General features: G+C 73.6%; 16 protein-coding genes. 11 read left to right on the forward strand and 5 right to left on the reverse strand.

The features are described 5' to 3' along the window. Positions 1 to 16 precede the first annotated feature (16 nt). Positions 17 to 469: a hypothetical protein gene (locus tag J2S41_RS11980; protein ID WP_310366788.1), complete on the reverse strand. Its 453-nt coding sequence runs from the start codon at positions 467 to 469 to the stop codon at positions 17 to 19. Positions 470 to 699: 230 nt separating this feature from the next. Between J2S41_RS11980 and J2S41_RS11985 the strand changes: the two genes are divergently transcribed. From J2S41_RS11985 to J2S41_RS12000, 4 genes are read left to right on the forward strand one after another with little or no spacing between them, the layout of a single operon-like run. Beyond that, entirely contained in the window at positions 700 to 1,602 is a 903-nt protein-coding gene (locus tag J2S41_RS11985; RefSeq protein WP_310366791.1) for an NADP-dependent oxidoreductase, read from the forward strand. Next, the gene (locus J2S41_RS11990) at positions 1,599 to 2,483 is read left to right on the forward strand and encodes an LLM class flavin-dependent oxidoreductase (protein ID WP_310366794.1); all 885 of its coding nucleotides are present in this window, start codon (positions 1,599 to 1,601) and stop codon (positions 2,481 to 2,483) included. Before J2S41_RS11985 ends, J2S41_RS11990 begins: the two co-directional genes overlap by 4 nt. Before the next feature lie 34 nt (positions 2,484 to 2,517). Then, entirely contained in the window at positions 2,518 to 2,829 is a 312-nt protein-coding gene (locus J2S41_RS11995) for a CU044_2847 family protein (RefSeq protein ID WP_310366797.1), read from the forward strand. Beyond that, entirely contained in the window at positions 2,826 to 6,893 is a 4,068-nt protein-coding gene (locus J2S41_RS12000) for a hypothetical protein (protein WP_310366799.1), read from the forward strand. Before J2S41_RS11995 ends, J2S41_RS12000 begins: the two co-directional genes overlap by 4 nt. Positions 6,894 to 6,924: 31 nt before the next feature. Here J2S41_RS12000 and J2S41_RS12005 read toward each other — a convergent pair whose 3' ends face one another. After that, the gene (locus J2S41_RS12005; RefSeq protein ID WP_310366802.1) at positions 6,925 to 7,788 is read right to left on the reverse strand and encodes an SDR family NAD(P)-dependent oxidoreductase; all 864 of its coding nucleotides are present in this window, start codon (positions 7,786 to 7,788) and stop codon (positions 6,925 to 6,927) included. A 146-nt stretch (positions 7,789 to 7,934) separates the two neighbouring features. Between J2S41_RS12005 and J2S41_RS12010 the strand changes: the two genes are divergently transcribed. The 3 genes from J2S41_RS12010 to J2S41_RS12020 all read left to right on the forward strand — a co-directional run bounded on the left by J2S41_RS12010 (position 7,935) and on the right by J2S41_RS12020 (position 10,646). Further along, positions 7,935 to 8,849: a LysR family transcriptional regulator gene (locus J2S41_RS12010; protein WP_310366803.1), complete on the forward strand. Its 915-nt coding sequence runs from the start codon at positions 7,935 to 7,937 to the stop codon at positions 8,847 to 8,849. Positions 8,850 to 8,871: 22 nt separating this feature from the next. After that, positions 8,872 to 9,336, forward strand: a complete 465-nt coding sequence (locus J2S41_RS12015) for a hypothetical protein (protein WP_310366805.1) — start codon at positions 8,872 to 8,874, stop codon at positions 9,334 to 9,336. A 98-nt stretch (positions 9,337 to 9,434) separates the two neighbouring features. Beyond that, entirely contained in the window at positions 9,435 to 10,646 is a 1,212-nt protein-coding gene (locus J2S41_RS12020) for a PP2C family protein-serine/threonine phosphatase (protein WP_310366808.1), read from the forward strand. Positions 10,647 to 10,655: 9 nt separating this feature from the next. Here J2S41_RS12020 and J2S41_RS12025 read toward each other — a convergent pair whose 3' ends face one another. Next, on the reverse strand, positions 10,656 to 11,519 hold the full coding sequence (locus J2S41_RS12025) for a helix-turn-helix transcriptional regulator (RefSeq protein WP_310366811.1): 864 nt from the start codon (positions 11,517 to 11,519) through the stop codon (positions 10,656 to 10,658). A 132-nt stretch (positions 11,520 to 11,651) separates the two neighbouring features. Between J2S41_RS12025 and J2S41_RS12030 the strand changes: the two genes are divergently transcribed. Next, positions 11,652 to 12,674: a zinc-dependent alcohol dehydrogenase family protein gene (locus J2S41_RS12030; protein ID WP_310366812.1), complete on the forward strand. Its 1,023-nt coding sequence runs from the start codon at positions 11,652 to 11,654 to the stop codon at positions 12,672 to 12,674. A 58-nt stretch (positions 12,675 to 12,732) separates the two neighbouring features. Here J2S41_RS12030 and J2S41_RS12035 read toward each other — a convergent pair whose 3' ends face one another. Continuing rightward, positions 12,733 to 15,396, reverse strand: coding sequence for an alpha/beta hydrolase (locus tag J2S41_RS12035; protein WP_310366814.1), 2,664 nt, complete (start codon positions 15,394 to 15,396; stop codon positions 12,733 to 12,735). Positions 15,397 to 15,617: 221 nt separating this feature from the next. On the opposite strand from J2S41_RS12035, the gene J2S41_RS12040 reads away from it, so the two are divergent. Further along, entirely contained in the window at positions 15,618 to 15,872 is a 255-nt protein-coding gene (locus J2S41_RS12040) for a peptidoglycan-binding domain-containing protein (RefSeq protein WP_310366815.1), read from the forward strand. A 116-nt stretch (positions 15,873 to 15,988) separates the two neighbouring features. Here J2S41_RS12040 and J2S41_RS12045 read toward each other — a convergent pair whose 3' ends face one another. Beyond that, positions 15,989 to 17,080 carry a serine hydrolase domain-containing protein gene (locus tag J2S41_RS12045; RefSeq protein WP_310366817.1) on the reverse strand — a complete coding sequence of 364 codons (1,092 nt, stop codon included), beginning with the start codon at positions 17,078 to 17,080 and terminating at the stop codon, positions 15,989 to 15,991. Positions 17,081 to 17,259: 179 nt separating this feature from the next. On the opposite strand from J2S41_RS12045, the gene J2S41_RS12050 reads away from it, so the two are divergent. Beyond that, complete coding sequence (locus J2S41_RS12050; RefSeq protein ID WP_374728125.1) at positions 17,260 to 18,009, forward strand: GbsR/MarR family transcriptional regulator; 750 nt, start codon at positions 17,260 to 17,262, stop codon at positions 18,007 to 18,009. Positions 18,010 to 18,056: 47 nt separating this feature from the next. Next, complete coding sequence (locus J2S41_RS12055) at positions 18,057 to 21,599, forward strand: DUF4132 domain-containing protein (protein ID WP_310366823.1); 3,543 nt, start codon at positions 18,057 to 18,059, stop codon at positions 21,597 to 21,599. Positions 21,600 to 21,644: the final 45 nt, after the last annotated feature.

Consider the following 21,644-nt stretch of genomic DNA (forward strand, 5'->3'; position numbering starts at 1 on the left):
CCACCGCCGTGCGCGGTCACCGACAGACGAAGCTGGCGGCACCCACCCGCGTCTCGCCGTCCCATGCCCCGGTCGAGGCGTTCTGCCACGTGAAGCCGGCTGCGAAGGTGATGGATACGGTGCTGCCCTGCGTGCAGTAGGCCAGGGGAGTCTCCAGCCGTTCCCACTCGGCGCTGCGCACGCCGTCGCCGCTCTGGTAGGTGATATCGGTGTCCACCCAGGCCATGTCGACGTTGTAGTCGTGACCGCCCGCCGTGTCCGTGACCTCCGCCCGGGCGCGGAAGCGATTGTTCACATCGTCGAAGCGCAGCTCCAGGCAGCGCTTGATCTGCGTGCCGACGCACGTGCCCCCGGTCGCGGGGTAGGCGTGGATGGTGGCCTGCGCGCTCGACGCGCTGCCCACGACGGCCGACGCGGCCAGCGCGGTGACGGCGAGCAGCCGTACCAGGATTCTCGGGGTCTTGTTCACATCGCCTCACTTCGGTTGGACGCCGGGACGACCGGCCTGCCGACATCCACGGTCGCCGTTACGCCGCCCGCCCGCGTCCGCCCCGCCACGCAACCTCCGCTACGTCATCACGCGTACCGCACGGCGGTGCCCACGCCCGGCCGCGTACGGCCGCCGGGCTTGACCTCACGCGCGCTTCAGGTTCGAGACTGCCTTCGACGTGGCGGGACACGCACGGGGAGGCGGGGAGCATGAAGGCGGCGCTGTATCGGCGGACCGGTGGGCCCGAGGTGCTGGAGTGGAGTGACATCGAGACGCCCGAGGCCGGGCCGGGGGAGGTGCGGGTGCGGGTGCGGGCCGCCGGGGTGCAGCCGATCGACTGTGCCGTCCGTGCCGGCTTCGTGCCCGGCTGGCTGAAGACCGGGCTGCCCGGCATTCCCGGCAACGAGTTCGCCGGCGTCGTCGATCAGAGCCGGGCGGACGGGTTCGCGGCCGGGGACGAGGTGCTCGGGTTCGGGTTCGGGCGGTCGGCGGCCGAATTCGTCGTGGTGCCGGCGGCGCAGGTGACCGCGAAACCGGCGGCGATGCCGTGGGAGGTCGCGGGCGGGTTCAGCGCCGCCGCGCAGACCGCGCACATCGCGCTGGAACTGCTCGCCCCGAAGCCGGGCGAGACGATCCTGGTGCACGGCGCCGCGGGGGCGGTCGGCGGCGTCGCGGTGCAGCTCGCGCGGCGGGCGAAGGCGCGGGTCGTGGGCACGGCCAGCGCGGCCAACCACGACTATCTGCGCTCGCTCGGCGTCGAGCCGGCCGAGTACGGCGAGGGCCTCGGCGACCGGCTCCGGGCGCTGCTGCCGGACGGCGCGGACCTGGTGCTGGACGGCGCCGGCGGGGAGGCGCTGGACCTGTCGCTGGAGCTGTGCGCCGACCGTACCCGCATCCTCACGCTGGTCGACCACGGCCGGGCCGCCGGCCTCGGCGTCCGTACCACCGAGAATCTCCGCTCCGCCGCCCGCCTGGCCGAACTCGCCGCGCTCTACGTCGCCGGCGAACTGCGCTTCCCGATCCGCCGCAGCGTTCCGATGTGGACGGCCGCGGAGGCGCACCGCGAGGTGGAGACCGGTCACGGCCGCGGCAAGGTCGTGCTGGTCGCGTGAGGATCGGCGTGATCCTGCCGTCGGTGGAGGTGCAGCGCCGGGACGGCATCGACCTGGCCACGGCCGCCCGGCACGCGGAGGACGCCGGGCTGGACGGCGTCTGGCACGGCGACCATCTCGCGGTCGGCACGCCCACCGTGGACTGTATGGTCGCGCTGACCGTCGCCGCGACCGCGACGCGCTCGATCGGGATCGGCGCGAGCGTGTTCGTACCGGCGATCAGGCCGTTGGTCTGGGCCGCCAAACAGGTCGCGAGCCTGCAACTGGTGTCCGGCGGCCGGCTGCGGCTCGGCATCGGCTCCGGCGGCGGCCGAGCGCAGTGGGCGGCCGCCGGCGTACCGTTCGGCGAGCGCGGCCACCGCACCGAGACCGCGCTGCGGCTGCTGCCGCGCCTCATCGCGGGCGACCCGGTGACGCTGCCGGACGGGACCGACGTGCGGCTGGCGCCGGGCGCCGACGTCCCACCACTGTGGATCGGCAACGCCTCCGCGGCGGCGATCGACCGCGCGGCCCGGCTCGGCGACGGCTGGTTCCCGTCGCTGATCACGCCGGCCGCGGTCGGCGCGGGCCGGTCGCGCCTGCCCGCGTCGGCGACCGTCACGATCGGCGCGCTGGCCGCCCTGGGCGACGCACCCGGCACACCGTCCCGCGCCGAACTCGCCTCCGGGATCGCCGCGGCCTACCGGCACACCGCGCACGACGCTGATCAACTACCCATCACCGGCGGTACGGACGAGGCCGCCGCCCGGGTGGCGGAATACGCCGCGCACGGCGCCACCCACCTGGTCGCGGGCCTCTCCGGCCCGGACTGGCGCGCCCAGGTCGACCTGCTCGCCGAGGTCCGCCGCCGGTGCGACGACGTGATCGCTGTGGGTGGTTAACATGTGCGGGTCGGCGTCGCGGAGGAGTCTGTCGATGAGTGAGGTTGTCCGGTACGCGCTGGATGACGGCGCGGTGGTGTCGTTCGAGGTGGAGCCGCCGGAGGGGTTTGCGGAGGCGTCGGCCGACCGGGTGGTGGGCCGGGTGCGGCAGGCGGTCCGTCCGGCAGTGGACGCGGCGCGGGAGGTTCTCGATCAGGTGAAGGGGCACGGGCCTTCGGAGGTCGAGGTGAAGTTCGGGGTCAAGGTCTCCGGGACGGCCGACTGGCTGGTGGCGAAGGCGGCGACCGAGGGGAACTTCGAGGTCACGCTGCGGTGGCGGCCGGACGGGGAGGCGGCGGGGTCGTGAATCGGCCGTCGGTCCCGTCGGAGGATCCGTGGACGCTGGCGGTGCATCGCAGCGACACGGGGTTCACGCCGGCCGGAACGGCGGTGGCGATCTCGGCGCGGCGCGCGTTGACGTGCGCGCACGTGGTGCTGGACGATTTCGACGGGCCCGGCAGCGGCCGGGCGGCCGAGTCGTTGTGGGTGTCGTTTCCGAAGGTGACGTCGCTGTGGAAGGTCCGGCGGCGGGTGGCGCGGGTGGAGTACGACACCGATGATCCGCAGACCGCGGATGTGGCGGTGTTGCATCTGGCCGAGGACATGCCCGCGGCGGTGGAGCCTGCGCGGCTGAAGTTGTTGGACCCGGCGGTGCTGGCCGGACGACGCTGGTGGGCGTTCGGGTTCCCGGCGAGCAGCCGGCGTAACGGCAGCGAGGCCACCGGGACCGTGGGAGCGCGGCTGGCCCACGGCTGGGTCAGGCTGGATGTGGACGCGGGCGTGTCGTGGCCGGTGGAGAAGGGGTTCAGCGGCGGCGGATTGTGGGTGCCGGAGTACGACGCGGTCGCCGGCATAGTGGGCCAGGCCGTGCCGTCGGGTGACCGACGCGGTGACGCACAGGCGTTGACGCTGGCCCAGGCGGATGTGTTCCTGCCGGACGCCAAGTTGCGGGTGCAGGCGGGCTGGTCGGCGCCGGACGCGGGAGCGTCGGCGATGGCGTCGTGGGGCTGGCAACTGCATACCGACCCGGAGGCCGGCCGTCACTGGCGGCCGAGGAGCCGCGGTGTGACCACGGAATACGACCGCGGCTACCGGTTCCAGGGGCGCACCGCGGCGCTACGGGAGATCGTCGGCTGGCTCGACCGGCCGGTGCCGGACGCACGGGTCCTGGTCGTGACCGGGTCACCGGGCGTCGGCAAGTCGGCGGTGCTGGGCCGGATCGTCGCCACCGCGGACCGGCGGCTGCGCGCGGAGCTTCCGCCGGGTGATGACGGGGTCGTCGCATCGCCGGGTGCGGTGGGGTGCGCGGTGCACGTCAAAGGCAAGACGGCGCTGGAGGTCGCGCGGGAGATAGCCCGCGCGGCGGGGGCGGTGCTGCCGGAGCGCGCCGAGGACGTCGTGGGCGTGGTCCGGGACGTGCTAGAGGAGCGTCCGGGGCGGTTCAACGTCGTCGTGGACGCGGTCGACGAGGCCGCCACCGGTGAGGACGCCCGGGCGGTGCTGGCAGCTGTGGTGCTGCCGCTGGTGCAGTCGTGCGGCCGGCTCGGTGCGCAGGTGGTGTGCGGCAGTCGCCGGGCCGACTCCGCCGGTGATCTGCTGCGGGTCCTCGACGGCGCGGCGGTGGAGATCGACCTTGATCTACCGGCTTACTTCACGGTGGGTGACCTGGAGGCCTATACGGCGGCGACGCTACGGCTGATCGGTGCGGAGCGGCCCGGCAACCCGTACGAGGATCCCGCGGTGGCGTGGCCGGTCGCCCGGCGGATCGCGGCACTCGCCGAGCCGAACTTCCTGATCGCCGGGCTGGAGGCCCGGCGCCGAGGGCTCTACGACGAGACCGCGGCCGACCCGGCCGGGTTGACGCTGACCGCGACCGTCGACGCGGCATTGAGCGCCTACCTGGGACGCGTACCGCCGGTCGGTGGCGTGTCCGGGCGGGACCTGCTGACCGTGCTGGCCTATGCGGAGGCGCCGGGTTGGACACCGGAACTCTGGCATATCGCGGCCGCCGCGCTCGGGAACCTGGTCAGCCCGGTGGATCTGGAACGGTTCGCCCGCTCGGCCGCGGCCAGTTTCCTGGTGGAGACGTCCACCGCGGCTGAGGCATCGACGTTTCGTCTGTTCCACCAGGCGCTCAACGATGCACTGTTGCGTGACCGCTCGGCGGGCGGGATCCGGTTCGCCGAGCAGCAGATCGCCCGGGCGTTCATGGCATTCGGGCGCGATCGGGGCTGGGGCGGGGCACCGGCTTATCTCCTCCGGGCGCTGCCCGGGCACGCCGACCGGGCCGGGCTCATCGACGAACTACTCGCCGACGACGACTACCTGCTCCACGCCGATCTGTCCCGGCTGCTCGAACCAGCCAACCACGCCACCACCTCGGAAGGCCGCCGAAGTGCACGGACGCTGCACCTCACCCTCCAAGCCAGCAACGCCGAGCCCGCCCACCGCGCGGCGATGTTCACCATCACCCAAGCCCTCGAAGGCTTCCCGATTACCACCACCGACCAGCCCATGCCGTACCGGGCACGATGGGCCGCCACCCACCCCCGCGCCGAACTACGCCGCCTCGACGGCCATACCGGGGCAGTGGTATCGGTCTGCGCGGTAACTGTCGAAGGGCGGAGCCTGCTCGCCTCCGCCGGCTACGACAGGCATGTGCGGCTGTGGGATCCCAGCTCCGGCACGGAGGTACGGCGCCTGAACGGCCACACCAACTGGGTGAACGCGGTGTGCGCGGTGAATGTCGCCGGACGGGCCGTACTCGCGTCTGCCGGCTACGACAGGGCAGTGTGGTTGTGGGACCCTGACACCGGCGCAGAGCTGCGCCGCATCGAGGGCCACACCGGCTCGGTAAACGCGGTGTGCGCGGTCACCGTTAACGGCGCGACTGTGCTCGCCTCTGCCAGTAACGACAGGTCGGTGCGGTTGTGGGATCCCGGCTCCGGTGCGGAGGTGCGCCGCCTGAAGGGCCACACCAACTGGGTGAACGCGGTATGCGCGGTGAACGTCGGCGGACAGACTGTGCTCGCGTCTGCCAGTACCGACAAGTCGGTGCGGTTGTGGGACCCCGGCACCGGTGCCGAACTGCGCCGTCTAGACGGCCACACCGACAGCGTGAAAGCGGTATGCGCGGTGAATGTCAACGGACGGGTCCTGCTCGCGTCCGCCGGTTACGACGGGTCGGTGCGGTTGTGGGATCCCGGCTCCGGTGCGGAGTTGCGTCGCCTGAAAGGCTACACCAGTTGGGTGGACGCGGTGGACGTGGACGGGCGAACTTTGCTCGCGTCCGCCGGTTACGACGGGTCGGTGCGGTTGTGGAATCCCGGCTCCGGCGCGGAGTTGCGCCGCCTGAAGGGCCACACCAACTCGGTGAGCGCGGTGTGCGCGGTGCCCGTGGACGGGCGGACTCTGCTCGCGTCCGCCGGTTACGACAAGTCGGTGCGGTTGTGGGACCCAGGCACCGATGCGGAGTTGCATCGCCTGAACGGCCACACCGACAGGGTGAACGCGATATGCACGGTCACCTCCACCGGCCGGACCCTCCTCGCGTCCGCCGGCAACGACAGGTCGGTGCGGTTGTGGGATCCCGGCTCGGGCGCGGAGGTGCGCGTCCTAGGCCGACACACCAGCTGGGTGAATGCGGTATGCGCGATCACCGCTGATGGGGCTACTCTCCTCGCCTCCGCCGGCATCGAGAGGTCGGTGCGGTTGTGGGATCCCGCGACCGGCACGGAGCTGCGGCTCCTGAGCGGCCACACCGGCTGGGTGAACGCGATGTGTGCGGTAACCGTGGATGGACGGCCTCTGCTCGCCTCCGCCAGCACTGTCCGGTCGGTGCTGTTGTGGGACCCCAGCACCGGCGTCCAGCTGCGTAGCCTGAACGGCCACACCGACAGGGTGAAGGCGGTGTGCGTGGCGCACGTCGATGGGCGGCCGCTTCTCGCGTCCGGCAGCCAGGACAGGTCGGTGAGGTTGTGGGATCCCGGCACCGGTACCGAGCTTCGCCGCCTGCAGGGCCACACCGGCTGGGTGAACGCGGTATGCGCGGTGAACGTTGACGGGCGGACACTGCTCGCGTCCGCCGGCAACGACAGGTCGGTGCGGTTGTGGGATCTGGGCACCGGCGCCGAGCTGCGCCGCCTAGACGGCCACACCGACAGCGTCAACGCGGTATGCGCGGTGAACCTCGACGGGCGGACGCTGCTCGCGTCCGCCGGCAACGACGAATCCGTGCGGCTGTGGGACCCCAGCACCGGCCGCCATCGGCGGACGATCCCCGTGCATCACCCGGCAACAGCATGTCTCAGCATCGACGGCACCCTTGTAGTCGCCCTCGACGTAGGCGTCCTCGCCATCGACCTCGTATGAACCCACGACATACGGTCGCGTTCAGTTCCGTCTACAGCGCGGCCAGGATCTTTCGCGTCCAGACCGGTACGGCGGCCCGCACCTCGGGCGTGACGAGCGCGAGCAGCGTGTCGTCCGGTGTCCCGGCCGGGCCGATGACCAGGCCGGTGCGCGCGTCGAGGCCGGTGTCGGTGGCGGCGGTGAGTGGTGCGCGGGCGGCGACCGCCACCGGGGTCGAGAGGCCCTGGCGGATCTGTTCCCAGTGCGGGCGCGCGGCCGGGGGCAGGACGTCGATGGTCATCTGCGCCGCGTTGTCCGTGGCGGCGGGGCCGGGGTCGGCCGCGAAGACGGCGACGCCCCGGTCCCTGAGGTGCTCGGCCAGTTCGAGGGTGTGGACGAGGTGGGCCAGCTTGGCGCGCCCGGTGGCGGCCATGCCGTAGTAGGGGCCGGGGGCCTCCACGTCGTCGAAGACGGGCTGGGCGGCCACCATGACGCTGGAGGTGATGTTGACGATCCGGCTGGGTGCACCGGCGATGAGCGCGTCCAGCAGCGCCTCGGTGAGCACGTAGGGGGAGAGGTGGTTGAGTGCGACGCTCGCCTCGATGCCCTCGGGGCTCTCCCGGCGGTCGGTCCATATTCCGCCCACGTTGTTGACCAGCAGGTGGACGGGGCCCTCGGCGGCCAGCCGTGACCCGAGTGCCCGGGTCGCGGACACGGACGACAGGTCCGCGGCGACGAATCGGGCCGCGGGGCGGCCGGCCGCCGCGTCGATCCGGGCCGCGGCGGCGTCGCCGCGCGCCCGGTCCCGGCCGATGACGGTGACGTGCCAGCCCTGGGCGGCCAGTCCCACCGCCGTCTGCAGGCCGATCCCCGCCGTGCCACCGGTCACCACTGCTGTGCGGGCAAGCACTGTCATAGGTCGTTCAGCTCCGTTTCCCGGGATGCGACGGGATGCCGTCCCGCCGTCTCCACCAGGCAACCGCCGGGCGGGCGGGGAGGGAAGGTGCGATCGGGCATAGCACCATGCCGGTGTGACATAACGCCTCGTGCGACCATGCCTGCATGGGTGAGGTGGAGATCCGGCAGGTCGGCTACTTCGTCGCGGTGGCGGAGGAGCTGAACTTCACCAGGGCGGCGCAGCGCCTCAACATGACCCAGCCCGCCCTCTCCCGCGCCGTGCGGGCGGTGGAGCGGAGCGTGGGCGGCCCGCTGCTGACGCGTACCGCCCAGGGATTGACCCTCACCCCCGCCGGTCAGGTCATGCTCACCGAGGGCCGGGCCCTGCTGAGCCAGTCCGCGCACCTCCTGGCCCGCGTGCGGGGCGCGACCCGTCCGCGTGGCCCGCTCACCGTGACCAGCCCCGGATGCGACGCCTTCCTGCTGGACCGGCTCGTCCGGTCGTACAACGACACCGGTCCGGATCTTCCGGCCGAGGCGGCGGTGGGCACGTTCCACGACCAGTTCGAGCGTCTCGGTGACGGCCGGGCCGACCTCGCGCTGTGGCGCGGCATCCCGCCCGCCGAAGGGCTCCACGGCCTCGTCGTGCGCTACGAGCGCGTCAACGCCCTGGTCGGCGCCGCACACCGGCTCGCCCGGCAGGACGGTGTGACCCTCGCCGACCTGGCCGGCGAGCAGGTGGTGACGTGGGCGGCGGCCGGCCCCAGCGATCCGCTGATCGATCCGCGCCTGTGGCCGGACGGCGTGCCCGGCGCGTCGGGTCCCCGGGTCGTGGACGGGCTGCAGATGCTGGCCGTCGTCCGGCTCGGCCACGCCATCGCCCTGACCGTCGCCACGCACGACGCCACGCCCGCCCCGGAGGGTACGGTGCGCGTGCCGCTGCGCGACGGCCCCCGGCTGCCGCTGCGTCTACTGTGGTCACGATCCCGCGACGCCGAGCACGTGCGCCGTTTCGCCCGGCACGCGGCGAGCACCATGCGGGACGGTCAGCCGGCCCGGGCCGCGAGAGCGTCGTCCTGATCGGTGCCCGCGGTGCCTCGTTGTGCGACCACGCACGGACGAGCTGCTCGTCCGCGTCGGCGAGCGGGATCTCGGCGGCCTCGGCGCGTTGCAGGACGTTGCTGACGACGGCGTCGCCTATCTCGGCCGAGGCCGGCGCCGGGACGCGGAAGAGCGGGCACCGCGCGGCCGGACGAGCAGCGGGGTCATGTCGGAGTCCCCCGAGGCGATGACGAACTCGTCGTACCGGGTGGGGCTGAGCACCGCGTCGAGCGGATACCGTGAGGCCGCCGTCGGACGGCGCTACACCGGCCGCATCTTGGCGCGGGTCGCGCCGGCGTCCTCACTCGTACGTGGTCGGAGGATCGACGGTGGGGCCACGCGGGCGGACCGTCGAGGACGCCGGGAGGACCTCATTCACGTGTCGGAAAGTCGTCGGGATGTATTTCGCGGCTCTCTTGACAGCCTCACCGGCCGGCGCGCGCCGAACCCGGCCACACCGCTCTGACCTGGGCAAAAAGGCCGTTGGTCGATTGACGGGCACCGCGCGGCGCGGGGCGGTGCGCGGTCCGGCCGGGGGCGTGTCCACGGCCGTAGGATCAGCACGTGCCGGCGGCCCGGGAAGGTGATGTGGAGCAGCGGCTGCGACGCCTGCGGACGCTGGCGGACAGCGGCCTGTCCCGGCTGAGCGGCGAGCGGCTGACCGACGAGCTGCTGGACCGGGCCAGGACCGTGCTCGGCACCGACACCGCCGTGGCCCTGCTGCTGGACCGGCACGCGCTGCAACTGGCCGTCACCGCGGCGAAGGGGCTGGAGGAGGAGTTGCGCCGCCGGATCCGGATCCCGGTCGGCGCGGGGTTCGCCGGCCGGGTCGCCGCGACCGGCGGGCCGGTGATCATCGCGGAGGTCGGGCCGGGCGACGTGGCCAGCCCGGTCCTGGCCGGCGCGGGCGTACGGTCGCTGCTCGGTGTGCCGATGTTCTCCGGCGGTGAGGTGATCGGCGTGGTGCACGTCGGCACCCGCGCGCCGCGCCGGTTCACCGCGGAGGACGTCGAGCTGCTGGAGCTGGTCGCGGACCGGATCAGCGCCGCCATGATCGCCGGCACCCGTGGGCTGGACCACGCCGCCGCGCTGGCGCTGCAGCGCAGCCTGCTGCCGACCCGGCTGCCGGAGGTGCCCGGCCTCGACCTCGCCGCCCGGTACGTACCCGGTCACGACGCCGGCGTCAGCGGCGACTGGTACGACGTGTTCACGCTCCCGGGTGACCGGCTGGGCCTGGTCATCGGGGACGTGTCCGGGCACGGGCTGGCCGCGGCCGTGGTGATGGGCCGGCTGCGCAGCGCGCTGCGGGCGTACGCGCTGACCTCGCGCGACCCGGCCGCGGTGCTCACCCACCTGGACCACAAGGTCGACCACTTCGAGGCGGGCAGCCTGGCCACGGTCGCGTACGCGGTGGTCAGCCCGGACCGTACCCGCATCCACCTGTCGCTGGCCGGGCACCTGCCGCCGGTGCTGGCCGCGCCGGGCACGCCCGCCGCGCCGGTGGACGTCCCGGTGGACGCGCCGCTCGGGCTGTGGCCGAGCCGGCCGGCGCGCCGCACCACCACGCTCGTCCTGCCCGTCGGCGGCCTGCTGGTGTGCTACACGGACGGGCTGGTCGAGCGGCGCACCGAGATCATCGACGAGGGCATCCGCCGGCTCGCCGCCGCGGTGCACCCCGGCTCGGCCGAGGAGAGCTGCGCCAAGATCATGGCGCTGCTCGGCCTGGAACAGCCCGCCGACGACATCGCCGTGCTCGCGGTGCACCGGCGGCCGTGACGGCCGGCCTCAGCGCGCGGCGGGCAGCGCGGTGGCGGCCCACGAGCCGAGCAGCGTGAGCGCCTCCGCGGTGGGGGAGCCCGGCTGCGCCGCGTAGATCGTCATGGCCAGGCCCGGCTCCGCGTCCAGGCTCATCGTCTCGTACGCCAGCGCCAGGTCACCGACCACGTGGTGGTGGAAGCGCTTGGTGCCGGTGCCGTGGATGCGCACGTCGTGGGCGCCCCAGCGGCGGCGGAAGTCGTCACTGCGCGTGCTCAGCTCGCCGACCAGGTCGTGCAGGCTCTTGTCGTGCGGGTCGACGCCGGCGGCGGTGCGCAGGTTCGCCACGGTCATGTCCGCGAACAGCTCCCAGTCCGGGAAGAGCCGGCGTGCCGCGGAGTCCAGGAACGTGAACCGGGCGAAGTTCGGCGTCGGGGACGGGTAGGCGTAGATGTCCGCGTACATGGCGCGGCCCAGCAGGTTCGCCGCGATCAGGTCCTGCCGTCCGTTGGCCACGATCGCCGGGCTGGTGATCGCGTCCAGCGTCCACTGCAGGCTGGGCCGGGCCGTCGCCTGCCGGGGCCGCCGGCTGGGCCGGGTCAGCACGTTGCTGCCGTTCGCCGCCTGCGCCAGGTGCAGCAGGTGACCGCGTTCGGCGTCGTCGAGCTGGAGGGCGCGGGCGATCGCGTCGAGCACGCCCGCGGACACGCCGGCCAGCGCGCCGCGCTCCAGCTTCGCGTAGTACTCGACGCTCATCCCGGCCAGCGCGGCCACCTCGGCGCGCCGCAGCCCGGGCACCCGGCGCTGCCCGACGGCCGGCAGCCCGGCGCGCTCCGGCGTGATCCTGGCGCGGCGGGTGGTCAGGAAGTCGCGTACCTCGGCCCGGTTGTCCACCCCTCCGACGGTACGGCGCGCGACCGCGACATGGGATGTACTGGCAGTACGTCCTTCGTCAGTGACTCCCCGCGACCGGCCGGATGAGGTGTGCTGATTGTCGGCACATCTGCTGAAGCGAGGAGAGACATCATGCGAGGCGTTGTCATGCACGCCCCCGGCGACGTCCGGGTGGAGCAGCTCGACGACCCGCGGATCGAGGCGCCGACCGACGCGATCATCCGCCTGTCCGCGACCTGCGTCTGCGGCTCCGACCTGTGGCCGTACCGGGGGACCGACAAGGTCGAGGGCCCGACCCGGATGGGGCACGAGTACGCCGGCGTCGTCGAGGAGGTCGGCGCCGAGGTCACCACGGTCCGGCCCGGCCAATTCGTGGTCGGCTCGTTCTTCGCCTCGGACAACACCTGTGAGCTGTGCCGGGCCGGCTACCAGAGCGCCTGCGTGCGCCACGTGCCGATGGGCACGCTCGGCTCCCAGGCGGAGTACCTGCGCGTCCCGCTCGCCGACGGCACGCTGGTCGCCACGCCGGAGGTGCCGCCCGCCGATTTGGTCCCGGACTACCTGGCCGCCTCCGACGTGCTCGGCACCGGCTGGTTCGCCGCGGTCGCGGCCGAGGCCGGCCCCGGCCGTACCGTGGCGGTGGTCGGCGACGGCGCGGTCGGGCTGCTCGCTGTTTTGGCCGCCCGGCAGCTCGGCGCCGAACGGGTCATCGCGATGAGCCGGCACGAGCCCCGCCAGCGGCTGGCCCGCGAGTTCGGCGCCACGGACATCGTCACCGAGCGCGGCGACGAGGGCATCGCCCGGATCAAGGACCTCACGGGCGGGCTCGGCGCGCACTCCGTCGTCGAGGCGGTCGGCACACAGGAGTCGATGACCCAGGCCATCCACTCCGCGCGCCGCGGCGGAAGCGTCGGTTTCGTGGGCATCACCCACGACGTGAGCCTGGACGGCATGGAGGTGTTCTGGTCGCTGGTACGCCTGCAGGGCGGCCCGGCACCGGTCCGCCGCTTCCTGCCGGAGCTGATGCGCCTGATCGGCGACCGGACGATCAACCCGGGCCGCGTCTTCGACCTGGAGCTGCCGCTCGACCGGGCCGCCGACGGCTACCGCGCGATGGACGAGCGCCGCGCGATCAAGACGCTGCTGCGCCCCTGAGGCGCCGGTGGTCCCGGTCACGGCCGTGGTACGGCCGTGACCGGGACCGCGGTGCGGATCAGTCGGTGACGGTGCCGGACAGCGGGGGCCGGTCGACCGTGACGAAGTGCAGGTCGACGCGTTCCTCCGGCTCGGCGACGCCGTCGGCCACGATCGGGATGCGCAGTTCGGCGGTCACCTGGCCGGGCTCGAGCGACGGCCACCAGTAGACCACCTGGGACAGCGGCCGGGACGGCTCGGCCGGCACGCCGAACGTGTCCAGCAGCCACCGCGGGTCGACGTCCGTGGTGGACAGCTCCGGCGTGCCGTCGGCCGGCGGCATCGCGACCAGCACGATCTCGTCGTAGCGCGACTCGGACGGTGCGGAGAGCGTGAGCCGCCAGGTCAGGGCGTCGCCCTCGGTGACGCGGTCGGCGACCGGGTCCACGGAGACCTCCGCGGCCGGGTCGTCGTTGCGCACGTCGACCGTGCCGACGTAGTCGCCGATCACCAGGCCGGACTCCGCCTTGGCCAGCACCTCGATGCGCTCCGGCTGGTGGTTCCAGACGGTGTCGCCGCGCACCGTGACCGGCACGTCGATCCGGTCCTGACCGGGGGCGACCGTGGCGTCCCAGGTGACGCCGTCGCCGTTCGGCTGGACGACGGACAGGCGCATCCGTCCTTGCGTACCGCCGGTGATGGAGACCGGGATCTGGTAGGTCTTCTCGCCGGTGTCACCCTCGGTCACCACCAGGCCGGCGATGTCGACGCGCGGCAGCGCGACCGGGCGCGGGTCGGGCGTGCCGGGCGCCCAGCCCCAGGCGTCGATCAGCCAGGCCGTGCCGGTCGCGGCGCGCGGCGTCAGGATGAGCTGGGCCACGTCGCGGACGCCCTTGCGCGGCACCCGCACCTCCTGCGCCCAGACCGGCGTGCCGAACTCGCCGGCCGGCAGCCCGGTCAGCGTCACGTCGCCGAGCGCGGTGGTCCGGCCGGACGAGTCGACCGCGGACACGCCGAACGTGGTGGCCGGCGCGTTGCCCGGTACGGCCAGGCGCAGCGCCAGCTCGCGCGCGTCACCGAGCCGGGCGGGCGACGGCGGCGTGACCGTCATCGGCGTGCCGGCCGCGGTCCAGTCGTAGCGGACCGCGCGCCGGTCCGGCTCGTCGAACAGCAGCCGGAACGTCGCGAAGTGCGGCGAGCCGAGCGGCGAGGACAGGCAGGCCGCGGCCTCGTCCCGGCTGACCTGGTCGCAGAGCCGGGCGCCACCGCCGGTGCGGACCGCCTCGTCCGGCAGCACCACCGGCGTACGGTTGCCGCCGACCGCGTGGCTGAGCACCCGGGCCGGGTCGGCGGACGGCGCGCGGCGGCCGGAGCCGTCCAGCAGCGGCCGGACCCGGTCGTCCCCGTCGACGAACAGCCGGGCCGCGGCCGCGATGTAGACCGCGCCCATGGTCTGCTGGTCGGCCGCGGCCAGGCGGATCGGCGAGGCCGTCCCGCACACCGGGTCCTCCGGCAGGAACCAGTCGTCGGTGGAGGGCGCGGCCGACTGACCGGGCGTCCACTCGGTGTTGAAGAAGTTGTGGTTCGCGCCGACCGCGTACAGCACGCTGTGCAGCGCCCGGCCCTTGCTCACGCCGCGAGTGGCGTCCGCGAAGAGCTGGCCCTGCAGATCGGCGACGTCGCCGTCGCACCCGGGCAGGATCGTCACCGACGGCACGTCCGCGGCCGGGTTCTGCCCGAACAGCGTCGGCCCGATCAGCAGCAGCCCGCGGATGGTCCACCGGGCCGCGCCGGGCGCGCCGTCCGAGGCGGCCGGCGGCGGGGTCAGCGAGTCGATCGCGGCCCGGTTGACGCCCTCGCCGCCACGCGAGTGCCCCATCAGGAACACCCGGTCCAGGTCCGCGACCGGCGACGACCGCACGATCGGCGGTGCGCCGGCCCGATCTCCGGCCCAGCCGGCCCACAGCGCCAGATGCCGCCGGACCAGCGCGGACCGGGCGTCCGCACCGGCCTCGTCGACCGCGTTGTCCTGCGCGTTGATGCCGTTCGCCGCGATGGACACGGTGATGTAGCCCTGCGAGGCCAGCAGCTCCTGCGCCTCCAGGTAGCCGAGGTGGCTCGGCACCGGCACGCTGCCCGCCGCGCACGGCCAGTCCAGCTCGAACTCGGCGCCGTCCGGCGCATAGCACCACAGGTGCCGCCCGTGCAGGAACAGCGCGAGCGGCCGCTTCCCCGGCGCGCCCTGCGGCGCGACCACCTCGGCCAGCATCTCGACCGGCTCCGGGAGCCGGGGGAGCGTGACGCCGGGCAGCTCGTACGATCCGCGGACGGTCCGGTACGGACCCTTCACACCGGGGTCGACCGCGTTCGGCGGCAGCGGCGCCGGGTCGGTGACCCGCGCGGGCGCCGCGTTGCGGGCTGCCGGCGGCGCGTCCAGGCGGCGCCCGCCGGCCCGCACCGACAGGTCCGCCGGGAGCGTGCCCGAGCCGGTCTCGAGGCGGAGCGTGCGCTGGTCGGAGTCGGTTGCCGGGCGCCCGAGCAGCCGGTCACCGGACCAGAACTCGACCACGGCGTCACCGATCGGCACCGGCCGTTCGGACCGCCAGGTGAGCCGGCCGTCCTCGACCGACCAGCCGTCCACGGACGTCGGCGCGGGGGTGGGCGTGGGCGCGGACCACGCCGGCACGCCGGAGCCGGCGACCAGGACCACGCTGACCGCGATCGTAAGCAGGGTTCGTCGCATGTCACCGTGTCTAGTGCACGGAGGCAAATGCGTAAATGTCCATCCGGTGTCCGGACGCTGTCCGTTCTGCTCGCCGCGACCGGTCCGAGTCCCGCCTTACGGGTCCGGATCGGCCGAAAGTCGTACCGGCCCCCGCCCGTCTTCAGGTCCTTCGCCGGAGGCGGCGGCCGTCCCCGGCGCGGCACGCTGGAACGGACCCCGACAATCCCAGGGAGGACGCGATGACGGTGACGACGACGCTCAGCGCGATGGCCACGGCACTGTCCGGCCTGGTCGCCGACTCGGCGAACCCACCGGCCGACGCCCGCACGGTCCGGCGCCTGCTCGAGGCCCTCCGCCTCGGCACCGGCGACGGCTCCCCGGACGCCCTGGCCCGTGCGGTACGCCGCTTCCAGGCCGCGGTCGGCCTGCCCACCGACGGCGTGGCCGGCCCGCGCACCGTCCACATGATGATCACCACCCTCCGCCAGGCCTGAGTCCGCGATCACGGCCTCCCGGCCGGCCGCTCGCGTACGGCAGGGTCGCCGACGGCGACCCTGCCATGACGATCTACGCCGCCGACGCGCTTCGGGCGCTCGTCGCCCGGTGCCGGTCAGTCCACGGGTACGCCGTCGTCCGCCGGGTGGGGGAACTCGGCGCTGAGCACGTCGTCGAAGACGGGCAGGCCGGGCCAGTCGCCGTTGACGTGCAGGGCGGCCAGGTGGCGGCCGTCGCGGGTGCCCATGGTGCAGGACCAGGAGCCGTAGGTGGCGCCCGCGTTGCCCCAGACCGTGGCCCCGCTGCTCAGCGTCTGGGTGAAGACGCCGAGGCCGTACCGGGTGCCCGGAATCCAGCCGGAGCCGTCGGTGTCGACGGTGGTGAGCATGTCGGACAGCTGCGCGGCCGGCAGCAGCCGCCCGCCGAGCAGGGCGCCGAAGAAGCGGGTGAGGTCGCCGGTGGTGGAGACGAGCCCGCCGGCCGCCCAGGCGAAGGACTGGTCCATGTCGGTGGCGTCGTGGACGCGCGGGTCCGGGCCGGTGGCGAAGAGGGTGGAGTAGTGCACCGGGTGCGGGCCGCGGATGCTCGCCTCACCGGTGGCGGGCAGGTAGGTGCCGGTCAGGCCGAGCTGCCGGACGATCCGCCGGTCGAGTTCCTCGGCGAACGTCTGCCCGGTCACCCGCTCGACGATCATCGCGGCGAGGATGTAGTTGGTGTTGGAGTAGGCGAACCGCTCCCCGGGGGCCGCGTACGGCGGGTGGGCCAGCGCGATCCGCACCAGCCGCTCCGGGCGGTACCGGTCGTGGCGGTGGGCGTACCAGGCCTCGCCGACGCCGTTGCGGAAGAACTCCGGCGCGTTGGTGTAGGCGAAGATGCCGCTGGTGTGGTTGAGCAGCTGCCGGACGGTGACGGTCGCGCCGTCGTACCCGTTGCCCCGGACCAGGCCGGGTAGCCAGCGCTCGATCGGGTCGTCGAGCACGATCCGGTGCGCGGCGGCGAGCTGCAGCACGACCGTCGCGGTGAACGCCTTGCTGGCGCTGCCGATGCGGAACCGCTCGTCCGGTGCGCGGCGGCGCCCGGTGGCGGTGTCGGACAGGCCCGCGGACCCGCACCAGCGGGCGCGGCCGTCGACGATCTCGGCGGCGATGCCGGGGGCGCCGGCGTCGTGGACGGCCCGGTCGAGGGCGTCCTGCACGGTGGTCCTCATCGAAATTCCTCCCCGTTCGCATGTTTTCGGAACAAGGAAAACGCTACGGTACGTTCAGATCCCCCTCAATTCCTGACCGGCGTTAGAGCAGCTCAGAGCGGATTTATTGATTGCACCGACGCTGCAGTTGAATGCAACGGCGTTGCACTGAACTGCGCGCGAAGGCAACAATGCCGGGTATGGCCACGGACCGGCTCACCCTGGAGGATCGGCGGTACATCGCCGCCCGGCTCGCCGACGGCACGCCGTACGCGGAGATAGCGCGGCACCTGGATCGGCCCACCTCCACGATCAGCCGGGAGGTGAACCGCAACGGCGGCCCTCGCCGTTACCGGCCGGAACTCGCCCAGCGGGCCACGGCCGCCCGCGCCAGGCGCCGCCCCGGGGTGGCCGCCCCGCCCGGCCCCGCCGCCACCGACGGCCGCGACCCGCGGGCCGTGCGCGGCGTCCGCGACGAGCTCACCGCGATGATCGCGCACACCGGGCTGCCGCCGATGGCGGCCCGGGTGCTGACCGAGCTCTTCACCACCGACGCCGGCCGGCTCACCGCGGCCGAGCTGACCGGCCGCCTGCGGGTCAGCCCCGCGTCGATCTCCAAGGCCGTCGCCGACCTCGAACGGCAGGGCCTGCTGCGCCGCGAACGCGCCCCGCGAGACCGCCGCGACCACTACGTCATCGACGACGACGTGTGGATCCGGGCCTGGGTGGCCAGCGTCCGGATGAACCTGCTGCTGGCCGAGGGCACCCGCCGGGCCGCCGAGGTCCTCGGCCCCGGCACGCCCGCCGGCGGGCGCCTGCAAGGCACCAGCCAGTTCCTGGAACGCGTCATGCACGACATGACCCGCACCGCCGAGCGGTGGCTCCACGAACACGGTGCGGTCACCGCGATCGTCGCCGGTGATGAGGGGCCGACAGCTGTTTTGTCGTAGCCCGTCGATACTGTGCCGCCCATCGTCCATCGATCTGGGGAGGCAGGGTGCGCAGTTTCGAGCATCGGAGCTCGGAATCCGCGAAGTTCTGGCAGGTGTCGCAGGACGGCGCCGCCGTCACGATCCGATTCGGGCGCATCGGCGCCGCCGGGCAGACACGGGTGAAGGAGCTCGCCACCGAGGAGGCGGCGAGCCGGCACGTGGCCGGCCTGATCGCGGAAAAGGTCAAGAAGGGCTACCTGGAGGTGGGCTCCGCCGAGCCGGCCGCACCGTCCATTGCGGCCGAGCCGGTCCAGGATGGACCGGTCGAGCTGCCGGACGAGGATACGTTCGTCCTTCCCGACGCGTGGGTGCGCAAGATCAGGCCGCGGCGCGGTGGGCGGCCGGGCGCCCGGCCGCCCTCGCTGGCCGGTGCGGTGGCCAAGGCCGACGGCATCCTGGCGGAGACCCGCGATCACCGTGAACGGGTGCTGGCGGACCGGCGCAGCGAACCGGATCTGGTGGCCGCCGCCCGTGCGTTCCTGGACGGGAGCCGGATCACCCCACTCGGCGCGGCGGCGACCGCGTGGGCCTCCTGGGACGTCTTCGCCTATCCGTACGTCAAGGCGGCGGTCGCCGACGGATGGGTCGCGGCGCACGGGCTGGCCTTCGCGGCGGAGGCGGTCCTGGAGTTGAGCGGTCTGCAGAACGGGCGTGGCGGCCACCTCGGCCGGACCGAGCGCATCTCGTACTGGCTGGGCGCCCCGTGGCGGCTGGCGGCGGAGCGCGTGCGGGCCCGCCTCGCCGTGGCCGACGACGCGGCGTACGAGCACGCTCGGCAGGCGATCGAGGCCTACCGGTCCACGAAACAGCACCTGCTCGCGGCGTTCCTGCTCCCCACCGAACCCGGATGGCTCGGCGAGGACTGCCCGGCCGAGCTGCGCGATGACGCGCTGGCCGCGTTCGTGGTGTCCACCCCGCAGGAGTGGGAGCGCATCAGCCACCACGTCCGCGCATTCGACCTGTCGCAGTCGCTCGGCCTGCTGGCCACCGTCCTCGATGTGATCGGGCCGACGGTGGGGGCGCGTCTGCTCGCCCTGGTGGGCGGAGGAAGTTACACCGAGGAGCGGCGTGCGGTGTTCAACGGCCTGACGCTGATCCCCACCGACGAGGCGTTCGAGGCGCTGGTGCGCCACGCCGACGACGACCTGGCGGAACCCGCGCTGTTGGAGGCCGCGGAGCGGTTCCCGGTGCGGGCCCTGCGTCTGCTCGGGCTCGCGGCCGATGCCCCGGACAGCCACCGGCGCATCACCGAGCTGCTGCACCGGCGCGTCACCGCGAACCCGGAGATCGCCCGCGCGGCGCTGCCCCTGCTGCCGGAGGCCTCCCGCCGGCAGGTCGCGCCGATCCTGGCGTCGCTGTCCACGCTGCCGTCCGCACCGGCCGAGTCGCTGCATCCGCTGCTGGCGACGCCGCCGTGGACCAGGGCGCGCACGGTGGTCACGCCGATCGTGGCCGACGGCCTCACCCCGCCGGACGTGACCCGGGTGCGCTGGCTCTCCGGCGAGCGTGAGGCGGAACTGGCGCGGTTCGAGAAGGAAGGGTCGCTGAGCGGCCCGGCGCGCTGGGAGCGTACGGCGACGGACCTGCGCGAAGGACGCACGCCGCATCCGGCCGACGAGGAGCAGTTCTTCGCCGAGGCGCCGCGGTCGATGACGGACGAGTTCCTGGCGAGCTGGCGGCCGACGAACTTCTGGTCCCCGTGGTGGACCATGCCCCGTCTGCTCGCCCGGTGGGGCGTGGACGCTCTGCCGGTGCTGGTGCACTGCGCCCGCCTCACCGAAGAGGCGGACCTCTACGGCTCCCTGTTGCTTCGCGCCGAAAGCCTCGACGTCGCGACGCTGATGGCGCAATGGCTGGGCGGCGGGAAAGCGGTGCGGCGGTTCGCGGTGTCCTGGCTGCGCCAGCACCCGGAGTCGGCGGCCCGCGAGCTGGTGCCCGCCGCGGCCGGTCCGGCCGGTGCGGCACGCCGCGCCGCCGAGCGGGCGCTCCGGACGGTGGCCGCGACGGGTCATGAGGAGACCGTCCGCGACGCCGCGGCCGCCTACGGTCCCGCCGCCGCCACCGCCGTGGACGCGCTGCTGTCGATCGACCCGGTCGAGATCCTGCCCAAGCGGATGCCGGACCTGCCGGCGTGGGCCACCGACGCCGCGGCGCTCGCCCCGGTCCTGTTGCGTGATCGCCGCCATGTGCTGCCGGCGGAGGCCGTGCGGCACCTGTGCACCATGCTGGCGCTGTCCCGCATCGGTACGCCGTACCCGGGCGTCGCGATCGTGCGGGAGACCCTCGACCGGGCGTCGCTGGCCGAGTTCGGCTGGTCGCTGTTCGAGAGCTGGGAGTCGGCCGGACGCCCGTCGAAGCACAGCTGGGCCTTTGAGGCGCTGGCGCTGACCGGCGACGACGACACGGTCCGCCGGCTCGCGCCGATCATCCGCGCCTGGCCCGGCGAAGGCGGTCACGCTCGCGCCGTGACCGGGCTCGACGTGCTCCGGGAGATCGGCTCCGAGGTGGCGCTCATGCACCTGCACAGCATCGCGCAGAAGGCGAAGTTCGCCGGGCTGAAGTCTGAGGCGCGGGAACGGATCGACGTCGTCGCCTCGGAGTTGGGCCTGTCCGCCGAGCAACTGGCCGACCGGCTGGTGCCCGACTTCGGGTTGGACGCCCGGGGCAGGCTCACCCTCGACTACGGGCCGCGCCGCTTCGAGGTGGGCTTCGACGAGCAGCTCAAGCCCTACGTGGTCGACGACGACGGCTCCCGGCGCAAGGACCTGCCCAAGCCCGGGGCCCGAGACGACGAGGCGCTCGCCACGGCGGCCTACAGGACGTTCGCCGGGCTGAAGAAGGACGTCCGTACGGTGGCCGCCGATCTGATCCACCGGCTGGAGACGGCGCTGATGATCCAGCGGCGGTGGACCGCCGACGAGTTCCGGCGGTTGCTGGTCGAGCACCCGCTGATGCGGCACGTGGTGTCGCGCCTGGTGTGGGCGACGTTCACCGCGGACGGAACGGTGGGCACCGCGTTCCGGGTGGCCGAGGACGGCAGCCTGGCGGACGTCGACGACAAGGAGTTCGCCCTGGCCGGCGACGCCGCTGTCGGTGTCGCGCACCCGCTGCACATCGAGTCCGACCTGCCCGCCTGGACGCGATTGTTCGCCGACTACGAGATCCTCCAGCCGTTCCCGCAACTCCATCGGCCGGTGCGCCGGTTGACCGCGGAACAGGCCGCCGAGCAGCGTCTGACCGAGTTCGTCGGGGCCCACATCGCGGTCGACCGGCTGCTGAAGCTGGAACGGCGCGGATGGTGGGGGCGGAGCACGCCGATGGACGCGGGCATCCAGGACACCATGGAGTGTCACCTGCCGGGCCGGGGCGGACTGACCTTCCCCCTCGACCCCGGGATCAGCGTCCAGTTCCCGCACGAGGACCCGATGCAGACCCTCCGCGACGCGCGCCTCTCCGGGGCGCCGAACTTCGCCGCCCTGAACCCCGCGATCGTCTCCGAACTCCTGTGCGACCTGCACTATCTCGTCCACGGCGGAGCGATCCGGTAACGATCACGTCCCTCCCGCGGCGCCGGTCGGCCGGCGCCGCGGGAG

It is taken from the genome of Catenuloplanes atrovinosus (assembly GCF_031458235.1).
Classification (GTDB): domain Bacteria; phylum Actinomycetota; class Actinomycetes; order Mycobacteriales; family Micromonosporaceae; genus Catenuloplanes; species Catenuloplanes atrovinosus.